At 73.5% G+C, this 17,505-nt stretch carries 11 protein-coding genes; 5 read left to right on the forward strand and 6 right to left on the reverse strand.

Translation table 11 applies throughout. From position 1 onward, the window contains the following. Positions 1-33 precede the first annotated feature (33 nt). The 3 genes from NZH93_RS02560 to NZH93_RS02570 are packed head-to-tail and all read left to right on the forward strand — an operon-like array spanning position 34 to position 6,538. The gene (locus NZH93_RS02560; protein WP_259621228.1) at positions 34-1,716 is read left to right on the forward strand and encodes a serine hydrolase; all 1,683 of its coding nucleotides are present in this window, start codon (positions 34-36) and stop codon (positions 1,714-1,716) included. After that, positions 1,716-3,065 (forward strand): serine hydrolase domain-containing protein, encoded by a 1,350-nt coding sequence (locus tag NZH93_RS02565; protein ID WP_259621229.1) that lies wholly within the window; start codon positions 1,716-1,718, stop codon positions 3,063-3,065. The genes NZH93_RS02560 and NZH93_RS02565 overlap by 1 nt, the downstream gene beginning before the upstream one ends. Then, positions 3,065-6,538 carry an indolepyruvate ferredoxin oxidoreductase family protein gene (locus NZH93_RS02570; RefSeq protein WP_259621230.1) on the forward strand — a complete coding sequence of 1,158 codons (3,474 nt, stop codon included), beginning with the start codon at positions 3,065-3,067 and terminating at the stop codon, positions 6,536-6,538. The genes NZH93_RS02565 and NZH93_RS02570 overlap by 1 nt, the downstream gene beginning before the upstream one ends. Here NZH93_RS02570 and NZH93_RS02575 read toward each other — a convergent pair. From NZH93_RS02575 to NZH93_RS02595, 5 genes are read right to left on the reverse strand one after another with little or no spacing between them, the layout of a single operon-like run. Then, the gene (locus NZH93_RS02575; protein ID WP_259621231.1) at positions 6,528-7,181 is read right to left on the reverse strand and encodes a class I SAM-dependent methyltransferase; all 654 of its coding nucleotides are present in this window, start codon (positions 7,179-7,181) and stop codon (positions 6,528-6,530) included. The genes NZH93_RS02570 and NZH93_RS02575 overlap by 11 nt on opposite strands. A 29-nt stretch (positions 7,182-7,210) precedes the next feature. Continuing rightward, positions 7,211-7,981: an ATP-binding cassette domain-containing protein gene (locus tag NZH93_RS02580; RefSeq protein ID WP_308214157.1), complete on the reverse strand. Its 771-nt coding sequence runs from the start codon at positions 7,979-7,981 to the stop codon at positions 7,211-7,213. After that, positions 7,978-9,888, reverse strand: a complete 1,911-nt coding sequence (locus NZH93_RS02585) for a dipeptide/oligopeptide/nickel ABC transporter permease/ATP-binding protein (RefSeq protein WP_259621232.1) — start codon at positions 9,886-9,888, stop codon at positions 7,978-7,980. Before NZH93_RS02585 ends, NZH93_RS02580 begins: the two co-directional genes overlap by 4 nt. Next, positions 9,888-10,883 (reverse strand): ABC transporter permease, encoded by a 996-nt coding sequence (locus NZH93_RS02590; protein ID WP_259621233.1) that lies wholly within the window; start codon positions 10,881-10,883, stop codon positions 9,888-9,890. Before NZH93_RS02590 ends, NZH93_RS02585 begins: the two co-directional genes overlap by 1 nt. A 38-nt stretch (positions 10,884-10,921) precedes the next feature. Next, positions 10,922-12,424: an ABC transporter substrate-binding protein gene (locus tag NZH93_RS02595; protein ID WP_259621234.1), complete on the reverse strand. Its 1,503-nt coding sequence runs from the start codon at positions 12,422-12,424 to the stop codon at positions 10,922-10,924. A gap of 448 nt (positions 12,425-12,872) precedes the next feature. Between NZH93_RS02595 and NZH93_RS02600 the strand changes: the two genes are divergently transcribed. Continuing rightward, positions 12,873-14,357, forward strand: coding sequence for an alpha/beta fold hydrolase (locus NZH93_RS02600; RefSeq protein ID WP_259621235.1), 1,485 nt, complete (start codon positions 12,873-12,875; stop codon positions 14,355-14,357). Between the two features lie 171 nt (positions 14,358-14,528). Then, a complete protein-coding gene (locus tag NZH93_RS02605; protein WP_259621236.1) occupies positions 14,529-15,368 on the forward strand; it encodes a class I SAM-dependent methyltransferase in 840 nt (279 codons plus the stop codon). Between the two features lie 45 nt (positions 15,369-15,413). Here NZH93_RS02605 and NZH93_RS02610 read toward each other — a convergent pair whose 3' ends face one another. After that, a complete protein-coding gene (locus tag NZH93_RS02610; RefSeq protein WP_259621237.1) occupies positions 15,414-17,426 on the reverse strand; it encodes an alpha/beta hydrolase in 2,013 nt (670 codons plus the stop codon). Between the last annotated feature and the right edge of the window lie 79 nt (positions 17,427-17,505).

The following is a 17,505-nucleotide window of genomic DNA, read 5'->3' on the forward strand; positions in this document are numbered from 1 at the left end:
CGACATGACCCGAACCGCTGGTGGGAGCGCCCGATGATCGACGAGCTGCGCGACGTCATCACGACCGAGCAGGCGCGGTTCGGCGTCCCCGGTGTCGCCGTCGCCGTGGTGCTGGACGGCGACGTGGTGCTGTGCGAGGGGTTCGGCCACGCCGACCTCGACACCGGTGAACCCGTCGGGGCGGGCACGCACTTCCCGATCGCGTCCGACACCAAGGCGTTCACCGCCGCCGTGACCTGCCTGCTCGCGGACGGCGGGCTGCTCGACCTGGACGCGCCGGTCCGCGAGGTGGTGCCGTGGTTCGCGATGCACGACCCGCACGCCACCGACCTCGTCACCCCGCGCGACCTGCTCAGCCACCGCACCGGACTCCCCCGCCACGACCTCGTGTGGTTCGGCGACACCCCGATGTCGTTGGAGGAGACCACCCGCGGGCTCCGGCACCTGCCGTCGAGCCGACCGGTGCGGACCGCCTGGGACTACAACAACCTGTGCTACATCGCCGCCGGGCACCTGACCGAGGTGGTGACCGGCACGCCGTGGCCCGACGCGGTGCGGTCGCTGCTGCTGACCCCGCTCGGCATGACCGGCACCGGGTTCGCGGTGCAGGACGAGGTGGTCGACCTGCTGGCGTTGCCCTACAAGGCGACCCGCGCGGGTTTCGCCCGGCAGGCGCTGCCCGCCCGGACGACCGCGCGCAAGGCCGGGCCCGCGGGCGGTCTCGTGTCCACCGCGGCCGACCTCGCCCGGTGGCTGCTGGCCCGGCTCGGCCACCGCCCCGACGTGCTGCCCGCGTCCGCCGTGGAGCAACTGCACCGCCCGGCGATGCTCGGCGGGATCACCACCGACCTCTTCGACGAGATCACCTCGCTCGGCTACGCGCTCGGCTGCCAGGTCGAGAGCTACCGCGGCACGCGGATCGTCCACCACGGCGGCAACACGCTCGGCTACTCCTCCGACGTGTGCGTGGTCCCCGCCTCGGGCATCGGCGTCGCCGTGCTCACCAACCTGGACAGCAGCTACCTGCGCCTGCCACTGGTGTACTCGATCATCGACGCGCTGCACGGGCACGCCGACGCCCACTGGGGCAAGAGGATCCACTCGGTGCAGACCGCCGTGCACACCGGTCACGACGAGGCCCGCGAGCACCACCGGGCCAGGGCGTCCGCCGCTCCCCCGTCGCGCCCGCTGACCGGGTTCACCGGCACCTACACCCACCCCGCCTACGGCGACCTCGTCATCCGCGCCGAGGGCGACGGGCTCGTCCCCGACTTCCACGACGCCGGGGACCGGGTGCGGCTGGACCACCGCGGCCACGACGCGTGGGACCTGGTGTTCGTCGAGGACGAGGTCACCTGCCCGCTCGTCTTCACCCAGGACCTGGACGGCGCCGTCACCGGGCTCGTCGTCGCGACCGAGCCCGCGGTCGGTCCGGCGATCTTCGACCGCCTGCCCGAGCCCGTGCCCGCCGACCTGCTGACCGCGATGGTCGGCACCTACCGGATGGGGCCGATGACGCTGGTGGTCCGCGGCCGGGGCGCCGGGCTCGTCGCGTCCTCCGCCGTCCTGGGTGACCTCGTCCTCACCGGTGCGGGCGGGACCGCGTTCCGCTGCCCCACCATGCCGGGTGTGGGCGTCACCGCGGAACTCGATCCGGACGGCGCCGTCGCCCGGATCGTCGTCGACACCGTCGGAATCTTCCTCCCGGAGGCGTGATGGACCAGCTCGCGTTGCAGGACCGGCTCACCGCTCTCGCCGACCGGCACCACGTCGTCGGGGCCGGCCTCGCCGTCGCCGTCGGCGACGACACCGCCGTGGCCGCGTCCGGTGTGCTGAACCTGCGGACCGGCGCGCCCGCCACCGCGGACAGCGTGTTCCAGATCGGCAGCATCACCAAGATCTGGACCACCACGCTGGCGATGCAGCTCGTGGACGAGGGGCTGCTCGACCTCGACGCGCCGCTCGTCACCTACCTGCCCGACTTCCGCGTCCTGGACGAGGAGACCACGGCGTCGGTGACGGCCCGCCACCTCCTCAACCACACCAGCGGCATCGCCGGGGACTTCTTCCCCTACACCGGCCGCGGCGACGACAACCTCTCCCGCTTCGTCACCGAGATGGCCGACCTCGCCGCGAGCCACCCGCTCGGCGCGACGATGAGCTACAGCAACGCCGGGTTCTCCCTGCTCGGCAGGCTCGTCGAGGTGCTGCGCGGGGCGACGTGGGACGAGGTGCTGCGCGAACACCTCCTCGACCCGCTCGGCCTGGACGCGGCGGGCACCCTCCCGGAGGAGGCGCTGCTGTGGGGCGCGGCCGTCGGCCACATCGGCGGCGAGGTCACGCCGCAGTGGGGGCTGCCCCGGTGCATCGGCCCCGCCGGGCTGATCCACGCCCGCGCGGCGGACCTGCTGGCGTTCGCCCGGCTCCACCTCGCCGACGGCGTCACCGCCACCGGGCGGCGGCTGCTGTCGGCCGACTCGGCGGCGGCCATGCGCCGCGCCGAGGTGGCGATCCCCGAGCCGTGGACGTCCGGCTCGCACGTCGGGCTCGGCTGGATGCTGTTCGACTGGGGCACGCCGGTGTACGGCCACGACGGGTCGACGCTCGGGCAGCACGCGTTCCTGCGGATCGTCCCCGGACCGGTGCCGGTGGTCGTCGCGCTGCTCACCACCGGTGGCGACGCCGAGCAGCTCTACCAGGACCTGTTCACCGAACTGCTGGCCGACCACGCGAACGTCACCGTGCCACCGCCTCCGCGGCCACCGGCGGAACCGCTGCCCGCCACGTCGGCCGACATCGCGGGCAGCTACGACCGGCCCTCCATGGCGTGCGTCGTGGAGGACCGCGCCGACGGTGCCGTGCTCATCGCCCGGCCCAGCGGTGTGGTCGCCACCTCGCTCGGCACGGACCAGCTCGAAGGCCCGCTGGTCCCCTTCGGGCCCGACGCGTTCCTCACCCGGTTCCCCGGCAGGCCGGGGTGGCTGCCGGTGGTGTTCTACCGGCTCGCGGACGGGACGCGCTACGTGCACGTCAGCGGCCTGGCCACAGCGCGCAAGGAGCCGTGATGACCTCGCTCGACCAGCGCTACCTGGCGACCGAGGGCGTCGTGCACATGACCGGTGTCCACGCGCTCGCCCGGCTGGCGCTGGACGTGCGGCGGGCCGACGAGCTGGCGGGCCACGACTCCGCGCTGTTCATCTCCGGCTACGAGGGCTCTCCCCTCGGTGGTTACGACCTCGAACTCCACAAGCACTCCGCGCTGCTCGACGAGCACCGCGTCGTCTTCCGCCCGGCGGTCAACGAGGAACTCGCCGCGACCGCCGTGGCGGGCACCCAGCTCGCCGCGACGATGGACGACAAGGTCGTCGAGGGCGTCACCGGCTTCTGGTACGGCAAGTCGCCCGGTGCCGACCGCGCCGCCGACGCGCTGCGGCACGCCAACCTGTGCGGCACCCACCACTCCGGCGGGGCCGTCGCGTTCGTCGGGGACGACCCCAGCGCGAAGTCCTCCACCGTTCCGGGGGCGTCGGAGATGCTGCTCGCCGACCTGGGTTTCCCGACGCTCTACCCGGCGGACCCGCAGGAGGTCCTCGACCTCGGCCTGCACGCGGTCGCGATGTCGCGCGCCAGCGGGCTGTGGACGGCGCTGAAGATCGTCACCAACGTGGCAGACGGCTCCGGCACGGTCGACGTCGATCCGGGGCGACTGACCCGCCGGATGCCCGGCACGGAGGTGGACGGGCGGCCGTTCGCGCACACGGTCACCGCGAAGCTGGCCGGACCCACCCTCCTGGCGCTCGAACGCAGCCGCAACGGGCCGCGACTGGAACTCGCCCTCCGCTACGCCGCGCTCAACCACCTGAACACCATCACCGGCGCCACCTCCGCCGCGCGGATCGGGATCGTGGCCGCGGGCAAGAGCTACGCCGACGTGCGCCAGGGCCTGCGAATGCTCGGACTGGACGAGGGCGAACTCGTCGCCCGCGGCATCAGGCTGCTGAAGCTCGGGATGATCCACCCGCTGGAGCCGACCGTCGTCACCCGGTTCGCCGACGGGCTCGCCGAGATCGTCGTCGTCGAGGAGAAGCGGTCCTTCATCGAGGCCGCGCTCAAGGACCTGCTGTACGGCAGGCCCGACGCGCCGGTCGTGACCGGCAAGAAGTCCCCGGACGGCGGTGAACTGCTGGCCGCGCAAGGGGAACTCGGCCCGGACGCCATCGCGACCGCGCTCGCCGCCCGGATTCTGGCCCACGGCGACGCGCCGACCGTCACGGCCTGGCGCGCCGCCCGGCGCCCGCCGTCGTCCCGCGTCCCGCTGCCGCTCGCGGTCCGCACGCCGTACTTCTGCTCGGGGTGCCCGCACAACAGCTCGACCAAGACGCCGGAGGGGTCGCTCGTGGGCGCGGGCATCGGCTGCCACGCCCTGGCGCTGCTGATGAGCCCGACCCTGGTCGGCGACATCACCGGGCTGACCCAGATGGGCGGCGAGGGCGCGCAGTGGCTGGGGATGGCGCCGTTCCTGTCACGCGGGCACCTGCTCCAGAACCTCGGCGACGGCACGTTCCACCACTCCGGCAGCCTCGCCGTGCGCGCGGCGGTCGCGGGCGGCGCGAACATCACCTACAAGCTGCTGTACAACTCCGCCGTCGCCATGACCGGCGGGCAGCGGGCCGAGGGGCAGATGTCCGTCGCCGACATCACCAGGGCGATGACCGCCGAGGGCGTGCGGAAGATCATCGTCACCACCGACGACCCCCGGTCCTACCGGCGGGTCCGCCTCCCGCGCGGCGTCCGGGTCTGGCACCGCGACCGGCTCGTCGAGGCGCAGGAGGAACTCGCCGCGGTCGACGGCGTCACGATGCTCATCCACGACCAGGAGTGCGCGACCGAGCTGCGCCGCAAGCGCAAGCGCGGCCTCGCCCCGGACCCGGCCGAGCGGGTGGTGGTCAACGAGCGGGTGTGCGAGGGCTGCGGCGACTGCGGTGTGCGGTCCAACTGCCTGTCGGTCCAGCCGGTCGACACCGAGTTCGGCCGCAAGACGCGGATCGACCAGTCCTCCTGCAACAAGGACTACTCCTGCCTCAAGGGCGACTGCCCGTCGTTCCTGACCGTCACACCCGGCAAGGCGGGACCGACCAGGCCGCCATCGTCCACTGTGGACGCGGACTCGCTGCCTCCCCCGGTCCTCCGCGGCACGACGGGACGGCACACCACCCGCGTCCTCGGCATCGGCGGGACCGGTGTCGTCACGGTCGCCCAGGTCCTCGGCACCGCCGCCGCGCACGCCGGTCTGCACGTCCAGGCGCTCGACCAGACCGGTCTCGCGCAGAAGGGCGGGGCCGTCGTGTCCGACGTGAAGATCGGCCGCGACGCGCTCGACGGCGCGAACAAGGCCGCCGCGGGCGAGGTCGACCTGTACCTCGGCGCCGACCTGCTCGTCGCCGCCGACCCGGCCCACCTGGGCGCGGCGGACCCCGGCCGCACCGTCGCCGTCGTGTCCACCGGGAAGGTGCCGACCGGCGGCATGGTGTCGGACAAGACCAAGGCGTACCCGGACCTCACCGCGCTCGTCGACCGCGTCCGGGAGGGCACCGACGCCGCGGCGAGCGTGTTCGTCGACGCCCGCGCCGCCTCGAACGCCCTGTTCGGCGGCGACCAGCACGCCACGCTGCTGCTGGTCGGCGCGGCCTACCAGTCCGGCGCGCTGCCGATCCCGGCCGAGTCGATCGAGCGGGCGATCGACCTCAACGGCGTCCAGGTCGCGAACAACGTCCAGGCGTTCCGCCGGGGCAGGCAGCTCGTGTCCGACCCCGACGCCTTCCACGCCGCCGTCGGACCGCGACCCGACCCGTCCCCACCGGTTTCCCCGGTGGCCCAAGGCGTCCTGGACGTCGTCGGCGCCGAGCCGGGCTCCGAACTGGCCCGGCTGCTCGCGATCCGCGTCCCCGACCTGATCGGCTACCAGAACGCCCGCTACGCCGCGGACTACGCCGAGTTCGTCGGGCGGGTGCGCCGCGCGGAGGCCGAGCGGGTCCCCGGCTCCACGGCGGTCACCGAGGCCGTCGCCCGCCACCTGCACAAGCTCATGGCGTACAAGGACGAGTACGAGGTCGCGCGGCTCTCGCTGCTGCCGGACGTGCTCGACTCCGTCCGGGCGCACTACGGGCCGGACGCCCGGATCTCCTACCGCCTGCACCCGCCGGTGCTGCGGGCGATGGGCATGCGCGACAAGATCAGCCTCGGGCCGTGGTTCACGCCCGTCCTCCGCCTGCTGGCGGCGCTGCGGCACGTCCGGGGCACGCCGTTCGACCTGTTCGGCTACGCCGGGGTCAGGAAGGTCGAACGCGGGCTCGTCACGGAGTACCGCGCGGCCGTCGAGGCGTCGCTCGCGACGTCGTCCCCGGAGAACGCCCACCACGTCGTCAGGATCGCGAACCTCCCCGACGTCATCCGGGGCTACGAGGCGATCAAGCTGACGACCGTGGAGGCGTACCGGCGGGAACTCGCCGACGCGCGCCGCGACCTCGTCACCCGGTAGCCGGGTCCTTGCGGGCCAGCAGGTGGACCTCGCGGAACTGCCGCCGGTCGTCGGGCTGGGGCTCGCGCACCATCCGGGCCACCTCGGCCAGCCCCGCCTCGCGCAGCAGCGCGGCGAGGTGGTCGGGCGACCACCGGTAGGCGGGCGCGACGGCGTGGTCGAAGACCTGCGTCGGGTGGGACGGCCCCTCGCTGGCCGAGAAGCCCAGCAGGAGGTGGCCGCCGGGCGCCAGCACGCGGTGGAACTCCGCCAGGATCGCCGGGACCTCCGGTGGCGGGGTGTGGATGATGGACCACCGCGAGAGCACGCCGTCCAGCGCGCCGTCGGCGGTGGTCAGCGCGGCCATCGTGCCCACGTCGAACCGCAGCCCCGGACAGGCCACCCGCGCCAGCTCGACCATCGCGGGAGAGGCGTCGACGCCGAACACCGCCAACCCCAGTTCGGCCAGCCGGGCCGTGACGTCGCCGGGTCCGCAGCCCACGTCCGCGACCCGACCGCCCGGTCCGACGACCTCGGCGAAGACGCCGAGCATCGCGCGGTCAAGGGGCCGGTCGCGCAGGGCGTCGCGGAACATCCGCGCGTAGGTCGGGGCAACGGCGTCGTAGGCCTCGCGGGTCGTGCTGAGGGCGTCGTGGTCGACCATGATCACGACTCTAGCCACCGCGCGCGGAGCTACCGGAGCAAGGTCGGTACCGCCGCGATGAGCGTTCGCGTGTAAGGGTTCCGCGGCTGTTCGGTGACCTGGACGGCGTCGCCGAACTCGACGACGGACCCGCCCGCCATCACCGCGATGTGGTCCGCCAGGTACCGCACCACCGCGAGGTTGTGCGAGATGAACAGGACGCTGACCCCGGTCTCGTCCTTGATGTCGCGCAGCAGGTTGAGCACGGCGCCCTGGACCGAGACGTCCAGTGCCGACGTGATCTCGTCCGCGATCAGCACCTCGGGGTCGGCGGCCAGCGCCCTGGCCAGCGCCACCCGCTGCCGCTGGCCGCCGGAGAGCTGCCGGGGCAGCAGGTGCTCGTGGTCGGGGTTCAACCGGACCAGGTCGAGCAGCCCGCCGACCGTGCGCCGCGCGTCGCGGAGCCTCCGGCCCGCGGCGATGCCCTCGGCGATCGAGTCGCCGACCGTCATCCGCGGGTCCAGCGACGAGTACGGGTCCTGGAAGACCATCTGGATGAGCGCGCCCCGGTCGCGGACGGCCCGGTCCTGCCGCTTCCCCGCCGACCTGATGACCTGCCCGTCGAGCAGGACCTCCCCGGAGCGCAGGGGCGCCAGCCCGACGACCGCGCGGGCCAGCGTCGACTTGCCCGACCCGGACTCGCCCACCAGCCCCACGACCGACCGGTCGTCGACGACCAGGTCGACGTGGTCGACCGCCGTCGTCGCGTGGGCCCCGGAACCGAAGCGCACGACCACGTCGCGCAGTTCGAGGACGCTCATCCCCGACCTCCCTCTCCCGCGGTGGAACGGGGGCCGCCGACGTCCGACGGCGGTTTCCAGCAGGCGACCCGGCGGTTCTCGCCGATCGCCACCAGCGGCGGTGCCTGCTCCGCGCAGCCGACGTCGGCCAGCGGGCACCTCGGCGCGAACGAGCAGCCGACGGGCAGGCGGTCCGGTTCGGGCGGCCGTCCGTCGATGGTGGCCAACGGCAGCCGCCGGTCCATCCCCATGTCGGGGATGCTCGCCACGAGGGCGCGGGTGTAGGGGTGCGCCGCGTCGTCGACCAGTGCCGAGACCGGCAGCTCCTCGATGATCTGCCCCGCGTACATCACCAGGACGCGCGACGCGATCCGCGACACGACCGCGATGTCGTGGCTGATGAACAGCAGCGCGGCGTTCCGCTGCCGGACGACGTCCCGCAGCAGCGCCAGCACGCCCTGCTGCACCGTCACGTCCAGCGCGGTCGTGGGTTCGTCGGCGATGATCAGGGACGGTTCGGCCATCAGGCTCATGCCGATCATCGCGCGCTGCCGCATGCCGCCCGAGAAGGTTCCGGGGTACTCGCGGGCGCGCCGCTCCGGCGAGGGGATGTCGACCGCGGCCAGCCGGTCGACGGCCCTGGCCGCGGCGGCGCGCCGGGACAGCCCCTGGTGCACCCGCGACACCTCGGCGAGCTGGAGGCCCACCCGGACGGCGGGGTTCAGCGCCGACATCGGGTCCTGGAAGACCGTGGCCAGCGAGGTGCCCAGCACCCGGTCGCGCTCGGCGCGGCCGAGCCGCCGGACGTCCCGGCCCGCCAGGTCGAGCCGGGTCGCCTCGACCACGCCGGGGTGGGGCACGAGCGCCCCCACGGCCGCCGCGGTGAGGCTCTTGCCCGAGCCGGACTCGCCGACCACGCCGACGACCTCGCCCGCGCGCACCTCGAACGAGACGCCGCGCACCGGCCTGGTGCCCCGGTCGGGGAACGTGACCGTCAGGTCCTCCACCCGGAGCACGACGTCGCCCGCCGGGCCGGTGTCCTCCGCGACCGGCGCCACCGGTGCCGTGACGACCCGCCGCGCCGTTCCGCGACGGCGGGAGCGGCCGGACACCACCTGCGTGGCCACCTCGCCCGCAAGGATGAACGTCAAGCCCGCGACCACGATGGCCGCGCACGGCAGGAGGCCCGCCGCCGGGGTGGTGTAGATGCTGCCGAGGCCGTCGCTCAGCAGCCGCCCCCAGTCGTAGTCGGGCGCCTGCACGCCGAACCCGAGGTAGGACAGGCCGGAGAGGGACAGCAGCGCCGTGCCGACCGTCGTGGTCGCGTTCACCACGAGCGGTTCGGCGATGTTGGGCAGGATGTGCCGCAGGACGATCCTGGCCCGGCCGACGCGGAGCAGGCGGGCCGCCGCGATGTAGTCGCTGCCCGCCACCGCCGCGGCCGTGCTGTGGGTCAGCCGGGCGAAGCCGGGCGCCATCGCGAGCGCCAGCGTCAGGACCGCCCCCTGCGCCCCCACACCGAAGATCATCGCCAGGAACAGGGCCAGCAGCAGGCTCGGGAAGGCGACGCTCAGGTTGATGGTGGCGACCAGGAGGCGTCCCAGCCGCCGTCCCAGCACGAACGGCAGGGCGCCCGCCAGCACGCCCACCACCGCGGCCACGACCGTGGTGATCACCGCGAGCACGACGGAGAGCCGCGTCGCCACCAGGGTTCGGGCCAGGAGGTCCCGGCCCAGCGGGTCGGTGCCGAAGAGGTGCTGGGCCGACATGCCCTGGTCCATCGCGGCCACGTCGATGGTCTCCGCCCGCGACCCCAGCACGAGCGGGGCGACGACCGCGACCCCGACGACGGCCACGAGCAGCACCAGCGTGCTGATCCCGAGCGGGGTCCGCAGCACCGCGGCGCGCCCGGACGTGCTTCGTCGCATCAGGTCTCCTTGATCACCGAACGGGGGTCGACCACGGCGATCAGCACGTCCACGGCCAGGTTGATCAGCAGCACCGACCCCCCGAAGAAGACCGCCATCGCCTCCACCACGGGGAAGTCCTTCGACAGCACCGATCGCACGAGCTGGTTGCCCACGCCCGGCCAGGCGAAGACGCTCTCCACCAGCACCGTGCCCGCCAGCAGCGAGGAGAGGGCGAGCCCGCTGATGGTCAGCGCCGCGGTGAGCAGGTTGGGCAGCGCGTGGCGCAGGTACACCAGCCGCGCGGGCAGCCGCTTCGACCTGGCGGTCCGCAGGTAGTCCTCGGCCAGCACGCGTTGTGCCTCCACGCGGACGACGCGGGCCAGCAGCGCGGCCGGACCCGCCGCGAGGGCGATCACCGGCAGGACGTACGACTCCGGCCCGGACTGGCCCGCGACCGGGAGGACCTTGAACGTCACCGAGAAGACGAACACGAGCCCCACGCCGAGGACGAAGTCCGGGACGACCGAGAACACGCCCGTCACCGAGGTGAAGGCGACGTGCGTACCGCGCGACCGCCCGTCGCGGGTGGCGATCCCGGCGAGCAGGCCGAGCGGGATCGCCACCACTACGGCAAGGACGAACGCCGCGGCGGCGAGCCCGACGGTCGCCGGGATCAGGCGCGTCATCACCTGCGCGACCGGCACGTGGCTGATCAGCGAGTCGCCCATGTCCCATGTCACCAGGCCGCGCAGGAACCGCGCGTACTGGGTCCACAGCGGATCGTCGAGGCCCAGGGTCCGGCGGGTGGCGGCCACCACGGCGGGCTGCGCGTTCAGCCCGAGCGCGTTGCGCACCGGGTCGCCGGGGATGGCGTGCACCATCCCGAACGCGGCCGTCGCCAGCACGACCATCGACGCGGCGAACCGGCCGAGCTGCCGTCCCAGGAACACCGGCCACGGCCCGCGGAGGCCGGAGCGGATCCGGTCCCCCCGCGGCGCTGGTCCGGCGGTCACGTCAACGCCTCCGGACGCGGCGGCTCGGTCGTCGGCCGTCACGGGGCGAGCAGCCGCATGCTGGTCGGCACGATGGTGTTCGTGGCGTCGTTGACGGCGAACGTGGCGTTCTTGCCCCACCACAGGTTCGGGCTCATCGACAGCGGCGTGACGTCCGCGCTCCCGATCAGCGCCGCTTCGGCGGCGTTCCAGTCGGCACAGCCCTCGGTGCCGGTCTTCACCACCGCCTGCTCGGACAGCGACCGGTACCGGTCGTTGGCGATGGCGGCGAAGTTCTGCCCATTGGGCGGCGTGGTGCCGGAGAAGAACGGCGCGAGCGCGGCCGGGGTGGAGACGTTGATGATGATCAGCGCCGCTCCCCAGCTCACGGTTCCGCCGAGCAGGCCGCTCGCCACCTGGTCGGAGGGTCGCTGGTCCAGGGTCACCTCGACGCCGACCTCCTTCCACCGCGAGGCGATGTACTCGGCCGACGCGCTGGTCTGCGGCTGGTTGCTCAGGTGCAGCAGGCTCAACGTCAGCCTGGCGCCGCCCTTGGCGCGGACGCCGTCGGGGCCGACCGCCCACCCGGACCGGTCCAGCAGCGCCTTCGCCTGCCCCGTGTCGTGGGCGGGGGTGCTGCCGGTCATCACGTCGCCGGGGCAGATCCTCGGCACCGGCAGGAGCCCTGCCGCCGGTCCGCCGAGCCCGCCGCTGTTCACGGCGCTGAGCTGGCCGAGGTCCAGCGCCATCACCAGCGCGCGGCGCACGTCGACGTCGGCGCCGGGGTTCCCCGCGGCCTGGTTGAACACCAGCTCGTCGTTCAGGTTCGACGGGCCCGCGGAGAACAGCCCCGCGCCCTTGAGGCGCTTCTGCTCCGAACCCACCACGGACGCGGCGTTGAGCTGGCCGTTGAGCAGGAGGTTCGCCGTGGTGGTGGGGTCGGTGACCGTCTTGACGACGACCGTCTCCGGGATGCCCTCGACGTCGGTGCCGGGGTGGTCGGCCGGGCCCCAGGAGTACCCCTTGCGCAGGGTGAACGTGACGTGGTCGCCGGGCACGTTCTGCGACACCACGTACGCGCCCGACCCGCTGCTGCCCGACGTGAGCAGGTCGCGGTTCGCCAGCCCCGGCGCGCACACGAGCTGGAGCAGGCTGAGGTTCTGGATGAAGAAGGGCGCGGGCGAGGAACTGGTCACCGCCACGCTGCCCGCCGCCACGTCCCCGACCGCCGTGGTCCCGGCCTGCACGGCGAGCCCGGTGAACGGCGACCCGTTCTCCGGGTTGGCCACGTAGTTGATGTTGTCGGCGACCGTCTTCGCGTCCAGGGGGCTGCCGTCCGAACAGGTCACGCCCGGCCGCACCGTCAGCACCCACGCGCCCGAGCCCGGCTCGTTCCGCCACGCCGTCACCACGCCGGGCACCGGCTCGTTCTTCGAGTCGAGGCTCAGCGGGGTGTCGTAGGCCAGCGTGGACGCCACCGCGTTGGCGTTGGTGGCCGACTTGTGCGGGTCAAGGCTCCCGAGGTCGACCGGGACGGCCAGCGTCAGCGTCCCACCGCTCACCACCGCACGCTCGCCGGTTCCGCCTCCCCCCGCCGAGCAGGAAACCGTCGCCGCCGTGACGGCGGCGATCCCCACCATCACTCGAAGTGTGCGCTTCATGGGCTGAATACCCTTCATCAGCGGACCAGTGGCATCCGTCGTCGGTCCGCGGGAAACGTCCACCGCAGTCTCGGCGGCCCACCGCCGCGAAAGCTTTGTGGAATCGGCCAAAGCGCCCCGCCCCGGTTGGTGGCCCTCGTCAGACCGCACGCGCGCCAAGTACTCCGGTCCACTGTGGATGGCGGCCCCGACCTGCGGCTCGTCGTGGTGGCTGGTGGCCTCCGCACAACGCGTCCGCGCGACTTTGAAGTCGACCCCAACGCACCGCGACGTTCTCGTCGGTAATTTTCGGCGGTGGGCGAGCAGTGTGCCGCCACCTTTCCGTGCAACCGATCGAGGGATTTCTCCGATGAGCAAACGATCCTTGGCCGCGGTCGTCGCCGCCGTCCTGCTGGTGGCGGGCTGCGGTGAGGACGACGAGTCGTCGGCGCCGCCCACCACGACCCCGGTCGCCCCGGCCCGGCTGTCCCCGTGCGAGGTCCCGGAGATCCCCACCGCGCAGTGCGGCAGCGTCACGGTCCCGCTGGACCGGGCCAACCCCGAGGCGGGCACGACCACGGTGGGCTTCACGCTGGTCCCGCGCACCGATCAGGCCCAGCCGTCGCTGGGCACCGTCGTCACCAACCCCGGTGGGCCGGGCACCGGCGCGGTCGACGCCGTCGGCCACGTCTACGCCGACGGCCTGAAGCCGATCCTGGACCGGCGCGACCTGCTGCTCGTCGACCCGCGCGGGGTCGGCCGGTCCAGCCCGATCCACTGTCCCGCCCTGGAGGGCCCGGAGATGGTCTTCGCGTCGGCGGACGGGCAGCGCGCCGCCATCGGCGAGTGCGGGAAGCAGTTGGGGGACAAGGCCCGGTACTACGGCACGGCGGCCGTCGCCGACGACTTCGACGACGTGCGCGCCGCGCTGGGCCTCGACCGCCTGGACCTGCTCGGCGACTCCTACGGCACGTACCTGATGGCCACCTACGTCGCGCGGCACCCCGAGCACGTCCGCTCCGTCGTGCTGTCGGGCGCCTACCCGGTGCACACCGACGACAACGTCGCGGGCGGTGTCGCCATCGCCGCGCTCCGGCGCGCAGTGGGCCTGGTGTGCGAGCGGACGACCTCGTGCTCCGGCGACGCGGTCCTGGGCGACCTCGACGCGCTGGCGGCGAGGCTGCGCGCCACCCCGGTGCCGACGGACCTCCAGTACGAGGGGAAGACCTACCCGATCGTCCTCGACGAGCGGATGCTCGCCGGGACCGTCGGCAAGCTCTACGCGGGCTCGGCGGACGTCGACAAGAAGCTGGAGCTGGCCAGGGCACTGGCCGCCGCCAGGACCGGCGACCTCGCCCCGGTGCAGGACGTGGTCCGCGCGCACCTCGTGGAACTCGCGAGCATCTTCGCCCTGGGCCCCTCGGTCGTCTCGCACGCGCTGCTGTGGGCCACCACCTGCCACGACTACCCGCAGGACTTCGACTACTCCGACGGCGCCGCCGACCGCGAGCGCGACTTCGACGACTCGGTGAAGCGCCTGAAGACCGAGGACTACGCCCCCTTCTCCCCCACCGCCTGGCTCTCCAGGGACTTCTACGACGTCGGCGCCTGCCTCGACTGGCCGAACGACCCGACCGCGGGCGCTCCCTTCCCCAAGGGCACGAAGCTCGCCGACGTCCCCGCGCTGGTGCTCGCGGGCGACCTGGACGCCAACACCTCGACCACGTCCGGGAAGCAGGCGGCGGCCCAGTTCCCGAACGCCCGGTTCGTCGAGGTGAAGGACGCGGGCCACACGCCCACGTCCACCCCCGAGGGTGCGAAGCTGGTCATGGAGTTCATCTCCGCGGACCGCTGACACCGGGGAGCCGTCCGGTCACGGCGTTCCGGCCCAGCGCGGGCCGGACCCATCCTCACCGCGCACCGGCCACCCCGGCTGGTTGCGCGATCGGCCACCCATCCCGCCGACTTCTTGCGTTTTCCGGGATTGGTGATGCCAGGGCGGCAAGACCGACCTACCGTCGTCCCCATGGCCCACACCCCGCACACCCACCACCACTCGCACACCACCAGCCAGGCGGAGATCCTCGACCTCGACGCGGAGGTGCTCGCCGAGCACCTCGCGGCCATCACGGCCTGGCTGCCCGTCAAGGAGGACCCGCGCCAGGTCCTGGACCTGGGGTGCGGCACCGGAGCGGGGACCTTCGCCCTGCTGGCCCGCTTCCCCGACGCCGAGGTGACCGCCGTCGACGCGTCGGCGGACCACCTCCACCGCCTCCAGGCGAAGGCCGAGGCGCTCGGGGTGGCCGACCGGGTGCGCGTGGTGCTCGCCGACCTCGACGCGGACTGGCCCGACCTGGGCCGGCCAGACCTGGTGTGGGCGTCGGCGTCGATGCACCACGTGGCCGACCCCGACCGGGCACTGCGCGCCGTCCACGACCTGCTGGCGCCCGGCGGCCTGTTCGCCGTCGTCGAACTGGCGGGCTTCCCGCGCTTCCTGCCCGCCGACGCCCCGGAGGAGCGGCCCGGCCTGGAGAACCGCTGCCACGCCGCGCTCGCGCACGACCACGCCGACCGCGTCCCGCACCGCGGCGCCGACTGGGGCCCCAAGCTGACGGCCGCCGGGTTCACCGTCGAGGGCGAGCGCACGATCACCGCGAACGTCGAGGGCGCGGGGAACGAGGCCGTCGGCCGGTACGCGCTCACCAGCCTGGGGCTCATCCGCGGCAAGGCCGCCCCCGCCCTGAACACCGCCGACCTCGACGCCCTGGACCGGCTGCTCGACACCGACGGTCCCGCCAGCATCCTGCGCCGGCCGGACCTGGCGGTGCGCACCGAGCGCACGACGTGGGCCGCGCGCCGCGCCTGACCCCGTCACGCGGAAGGGGGACGACACCGTCCCCCTTCCGCCTGCTCAGCCGACGGTCACCGGGGCCGCCAGCGGAGGCCCGCCCGCGATACGTCCACTGTGGAACCGGGACGAGGAACCCAGCGCCACCAGGGCGAGGTTCGCCGCCGCGGCCGCTCCGACGATGGCGGTGAACGGGGCCACGAGGCCGTCGGCCGCGCCGGAACCCAGCACCGCGCCGACGAACGCGGCGCCGATCACCGCGGCCAGGAACGTCCTGCGGGCCCGGCGCGGCAGGTCGCGGGGAGCCCACGCCAGGTAGGCCCCGACGCCGATCATCAGGCTCACGCCGGGCGCGATGACCGTCGTGCTGGCGATGAAGTCGTCCGGGTTGACCGTCCACACCAGCAGGACGTCCAGGAACCACCCGCCGAGCCCGAGCGGGACCACCGTCAGCACCCGGAGCCAGACGCCCGCGCGCGGGCTGAAACCGCCGCGCACGTGCCGCCTGCGGGCCATCGCGCCGAGGAGCAGCAGGGCCAGGACCGTGACGGTGACGGTGATCCCGACGAGCAGCTTGGCGATCGTGGACATGCTCATCGGCACGTCGCCGAAGCCGACCGGCCGCGCGTCGAACCGGGAATCGTCCACCTCGCCGGTGTCGTAGAACGTCGTCAGCAGGTGCTCGCTCGCCTCGGGGCGGTGCTCCCAGAAGTCGCTGGTGTGGCCCAGCCCCGGCAGGACCACCTGCTTGCCGCGGGACAGCGTGGGCAGGAGTTCGTCGGTGGCGAGTTGGGACGGGGTGGAGAAGTCGACCGAGCCGCTGACGAGGAGGGTCTCGACGTCGCTCGGCCGCAGCTCCCGGTACTCGGCGTTGTCGGGGCTGTCCGGCCACACCGTGGAGAAGCCCGACTTCCCGGTCCAGAGGAAGTCGGAGGAGGCGTTGCCCAGCACCGAACCGGGATCACCGCCGCCCTCGTAGTAGCGCCGGGCCGCCGGGGCGTCGATCATGGCGAACGAGGCGAACTCGCCCCAGACGATCGAACTGGGCAGCATGACGTCGCCGAGGACCGACATCGCCCACAGCGCGCCGGTGTCCCCGCTGAGGTAGGCGTCGACGAGGGTCGGCGCGTTGTTCGGCGCCGAGCCCGCGCCGTTGTGGTGCATGCCGTACTGGCTCAGGATTCGGACGTTCGTGTCCTTGACGCGGAACGGGCCCCAGCGTTCGGGGATGGTCGTGGCGACGTCCCGGATCGAGGCGGCGAGGTCGGGCGTCCGCGCGGCGCAGTCGGCGTCGGCGCGGCACAGCTCGGCGTACTGGGCGAACTGCGAGTCGGTGATGCGCGGGTCCCAGACGAAGTGGCCGGGAGGGTTGACCGACACCATCGCGGACCGGTGCAGCGCCTCGGGGTGCCGCCAGGAGTAGACCATGGCGGTCCGCGTCCCGGCGCTGGAGCTGAGCAGGTTGATCTTCGAGTAGCCCAGCGCGGTGCGGGCCGCCTCCAGGTCCTCGACGCGCTGGACGACCGAGTAGCCGGTGAGGTCGACGCCCTCGCGGGTCAGCCGGGTCGCGCACAGCTCGAACGCGCGGGTGGTGGCGGGCAGGTCCTTCGCGCCCGCGAGTTCGTCCGAGGCGTGCATCGCGCCCTCGAACTCGGGGCAGTCCAGCCTGCGCGACCCGTCGATGCCGCGGTAGCCGACCAGGACGACGTCGTGGTCGGCGTTGAGCCTGCTCGCCTGCGGGAACGCCATGTTGGTCCCGCCGGGACCGCCCGCGAGCCGGAAGACCGGTGCGCCGGGGTTCGGGGAGCTGGCGCGCACCCGCACCACGGGCAGCGCGATCAGGTCGGACGACGGGTCGCGCCTGCTCTCCGAGACCACGAGCGTGCCGCAGTCGGCCGCGACGGGACCGGCCTCGGTGTCGAAGTCGCACTGCTCCAGTGCGAGCGACCCCGCCCCCGCCCCGTCTGGCACCGCGAGGGTGGGGTCCGGCCGGGCGGTCAGGTAGACGAGGGAGAGGAGCACGCCCCCGGTGATCGCGAGTGCGACGACGCGGGGGCCGGGCTTGGTCAGTGCCATGCCGGAACAGTAGAAACCCGGAGGGCCCCGATCTTCCCTCCGCGGATCGACCACTCCTCCCCCTCCGGGGTGATGCGGG

This window comes from Umezawaea endophytica, from assembly GCF_025061645.1.
GTDB classification, from domain to species: domain Bacteria; phylum Actinomycetota; class Actinomycetes; order Mycobacteriales; family Pseudonocardiaceae; genus Umezawaea; species Umezawaea endophytica.